General features: G+C 44.5%; 2 protein-coding genes. Both read left to right on the top strand.

Going from position 1 to position 3,738, the window contains the following annotated elements; genetic code table 11:
- On the top strand, nucleotides 1-1,505 hold a 1,505-nt coding region (locus H6S82_RS23355), incomplete at its 5' end, for an Hsp70 family protein (protein ID WP_206756887.1).
- Nucleotides 1,506-1,711: 206 nt separating this feature from the next.
- On the top strand, nucleotides 1,712-3,667 hold the full coding sequence (locus H6S82_RS23350) for a DUF4347 domain-containing protein (RefSeq protein ID WP_190475869.1): 1,956 nt from the start codon (nucleotides 1,712-1,714) through the stop codon (nucleotides 3,665-3,667).
- Nucleotides 3,668-3,738: the final 71 nt, after the last annotated feature.

Genomic DNA, 3,738 nt, shown 5'->3' with positions numbered 1-3,738 from the left:
TCCAAAATCGACATATGCTTTTTGACAACGATCTAAATCCAGTTCTGGGGATTGATTTGGGGACTACGTTTAGTGCGATCGCACGCTGGGATGGGCATGGGCCAAGAGTATATCAAACTCGTACTGGCGAAGATACCCTGCAATCCGTTGTTTACCTCGATCCCAAAACAAACGAACTTTTAGTGGGGAAAGTTGCCTTCAGGAGAGGTTTGATTTATCCAGAAAATATGGCAATCGGTATCAAACGTTATATGGATGATGCTTCTCAAAAAATTGTCCTCGCCGGACAAGCATTTTCACCAATAGAATTATCTGCGAGAATATTAGAGAGATTATACAAAGATGTAGCCGAAAAATGCCCAACCAATCTTTTTCGCAGTCGCGCTACAGTTGTGACAGTACCTTATTATTTCAAAGCGCACCAATGCGAAAATACCAGCAAAGCAGCCGAACTTGCTAATATTAACTGTATCGGTTTAATTCAAGAACCAATTGCCGCTTCTCTCGCTTACGCTTGGCAGATTGTGCAATCTAGCAATGCCAAAAAATTTGCCGAAAATATTCTGGTATTCGACTTGGGTGGAGGTACTTTCGATCTGACCTTATTCCGACTGGAAAAATCGCCAGAAAAGCTGCTTTTTGAAGTGTTGGCTACGGGTGGCGACGACAGACTTGGCGGTATGGATTTTGATGAATGTTTATTTCAATTTTTGCTCGAAAAAGCCGATTTAACTCTAGATGGTTTAACTGATTTGGAAGAACGCAAAGCCAGACAGAAGATTTTGGAGCAAGTTATAGAAGCAAAACATACTTTAAGTGCTACCCAAACCGAGTACATTACTGTGACTGATGTTATTCCTGGTAGACATATAGATACTATCGTAACGCGCTCGGAATTTGAGGGTTGCATTCAAACTTATATAGATAAAATTGAGCGCGTAATGGAGCGATTGTGGGCGACAACAAATATGCAGCCTCAGCAAGTCGATCGCGTCATTCTTGTAGGCGGTTCTAGCAAAATTCCCTGCATAAAATCGTTAGTCAGCGACATTATTGGCGCGGTAAAAGTGTATCAAAATACTAACCCTTGGTTGTGCGTGGCAGAAGGTGCAGCTATATATGCAGCTTATTTAGATAACCCGGAAGTTTTTGGTAGAAATATTGAAATTCGCACGCGCACCAGTCACGCTCTCGGTGTCGAAATCAAAGAGAAAGAATTCTACCCGCTGATAGCTGCTAACCGCAAAACCCCATGCCAACAAACTCAGGTTTTCAGCACCACATCTGACTATCAAACAAGCCTTGATATTAACATTTACCAAGGGTGCGATGCAAGCGTGAAAAACAACACCTTTATAGGTACGATCGGCATTTATGATTTACCCAAACGTCCGCAAGGCGAACTGGATATTTGGGTAACGTTTAATGTTAACGAATCGCAAATGTTGTCGGTAATAGTGGAAGTTGAAGGAATCCGGAAAGCTGCGACGCTCAAATTTGCCTAAGTTTTGCTCTCCTGGGTATGTGCGATCGGCTATATCTTGGGAATTATTTAAATTCGTAAATCAGTACAATTACATACTTATAAGTAAGTTATCAAGATTTCATAAACTTTTGCTAAGTTCTGGAACGGCATTGCGGAATTTTTATCTTTAAATTGATAGAAATAATTATTATTTGTGTCGGGAATTTGTCGATAAAAGGTTTCGCTATGCCAGACAACATCAATACCAGCAGCCAGCCAAACTCTATAGTTTTCATTGATTCGACAGTTCCCGACTATCAAAGCCTTGCTGCGGCAGTTGCACCGGGAACCGATGTAATTATTATCTATCCTACGGGGGATGAAATAAATCAAATCAGTGATATTTTAGCCGATCGCCACAATATAAATGCAGTTCACATAATATCCCACGGCAGTCCCGGCAGCTTGCAATTTGGCAACTCGCAATTGAACGAGCAAAATCTCCACCTATACGCGAATCAGCTGCAACAGTGGCGGAATTCCCTAAGTATTAATGGAGATATCTTTCTCTACGGCTGCGATGTTGCCGCCGGAGACAACGGTATCGCATTTGTACAACAACTCAGTGAATTAACGGGTGCAGATGTTGCCGCATCCGACGACTTGACCGGAAGTGCTGCACTTGACGGGGACTGGGATTTAGAAGTTAAGAGCGGACTAATTGAAGCACCCCTAGCATTTCAAGTTGGGGTGATGGAAGCTTATAACGCTGTTTTGGGAACTACAATAAACGTCACTAACGTTACCGAATTAATTCAAGCAATTAATGATGCTAATAGCGAGTCGGGTGCTTACGTTGGTGCTGACACGATTAACTTAGCTGCTGGTACTTACACCCTAACATCAGGTACATACAACTACTTTAGCGGTATCGACTGGGGAAATAGCGGTCTCCCGGTAATTACTTCTGAAATTACCATCAACGGCAACGGCGCGACGATCGCACGAGACAACAGCGCCTCAACAACCTTCCGTTTGTTTACGATTGGAGGAGCTTCAGGCAAACTAACTCTCAACGACGTCACCCTTGAAAATGGAAACGTCACTGGTTCTACGACTGGTGCCGCACCTGATGCTGGTGCCATATCCAACATTAGCGGTATCGTCAATATCAACAACAGCACCCTACGCAACAACGCTGCTGGTGATGATGGCGGTGCTATTGCCAATTTTGGCACCATGAATATCCAAAATAGCACTATCACTAATAACACTGCCCAAGGTGATGGCGGGAGTGTTGATGGGGGAGGTGCGATCGAAAACGATGGCGCGAGTGCCACATTAAACCTAACCAATACCACCATTAGCGGCAACATTCATAACGGCAGCGGTATTGGTAACGGTCAAGGCGGCGCTATCCGCAACCGTAATTCCGCAAAATTAAATATTGTCAACAGCACGATTTTTAATAACACAGCCAATTCCAGTACTGGTGGCGGAATTTTTGTGGAAAGCGGTACTGTTACCGTCAAAAACTCGATCGTCATTGGAAACACTGCCACCACTGACGCGGACGTTTCGGGAACTTTCACCAGCAATAATGCCAACATAATTGGGAATGTTGGCAGCAGCAGCGGTTTTGGTAGCGATATTACAGGTGTTACTGCCGCCAGCGTACTCGATCCCACCCTAGCTAATAATGGCGGTTCCACTTTAACCCACGCCCTAATTGCTGGCAGTCCCGCTATTGATGCTGGTAATAATGCTAGCGTTCCCGCAGGCATCACAACCGATCAGCGAGGTACAGGCTACCCCCGCATTTTCGGTACTGCCGTTGATATCGGTGCTTTTGAATACTCCCTAACTACCATCAGCCTTACAGTTACAGATGCCAACGCTGACGAAACAGCCAGTAACACAGGCACTTACCGCATCAGTCGCGGTACTGCCAACACTGGCGATTTGACTGTAAATCTAAACATCGACCCCAGCAGCACAGTAACAAGCAATACAGGCGGCACTTTCCCAGTTGACTACAGCTTCAGCGTCACCAATGGCGGCAATATTTCCGGTACGGGAACAACTCGCACTTTAACTATTCCCGACGGACAAACTTTTGTCGATCTCATCCTTAATCCAATTGATGATAACTATGGAGAAGCAGCAGAAACCTTAAAGTTGAACTTGGCGGCGGGAAGTTAAGTAGTCGGACAAAAGTAATCGACACTGTATGAACTTTTGTTAAGGCACTTGCAGGAGTGCCTTCGCACAGC

Source organism: Planktothrix sp. FACHB-1355 (assembly GCF_014748295.1).
GTDB classification, from domain to species: Bacteria; Cyanobacteriota; Cyanobacteriia; order Cyanobacteriales; family Aerosakkonemataceae; genus Aerosakkonema; species Aerosakkonema funiforme_A.
Note: the sequence above shows the minus strand (reverse complement) of the source record. Positions and strands in the feature narration are given on the sequence as shown.

What these genes read in the sequence shown, in the direction of transcription:
- H6S82_RS23350 (WP_190475869.1), top strand. Translation starts at nt 1,712, where the DNA reads ATGCCAGACAACATCAATACCAGCAGCCAGCCAAACTCTATAGTTTTC.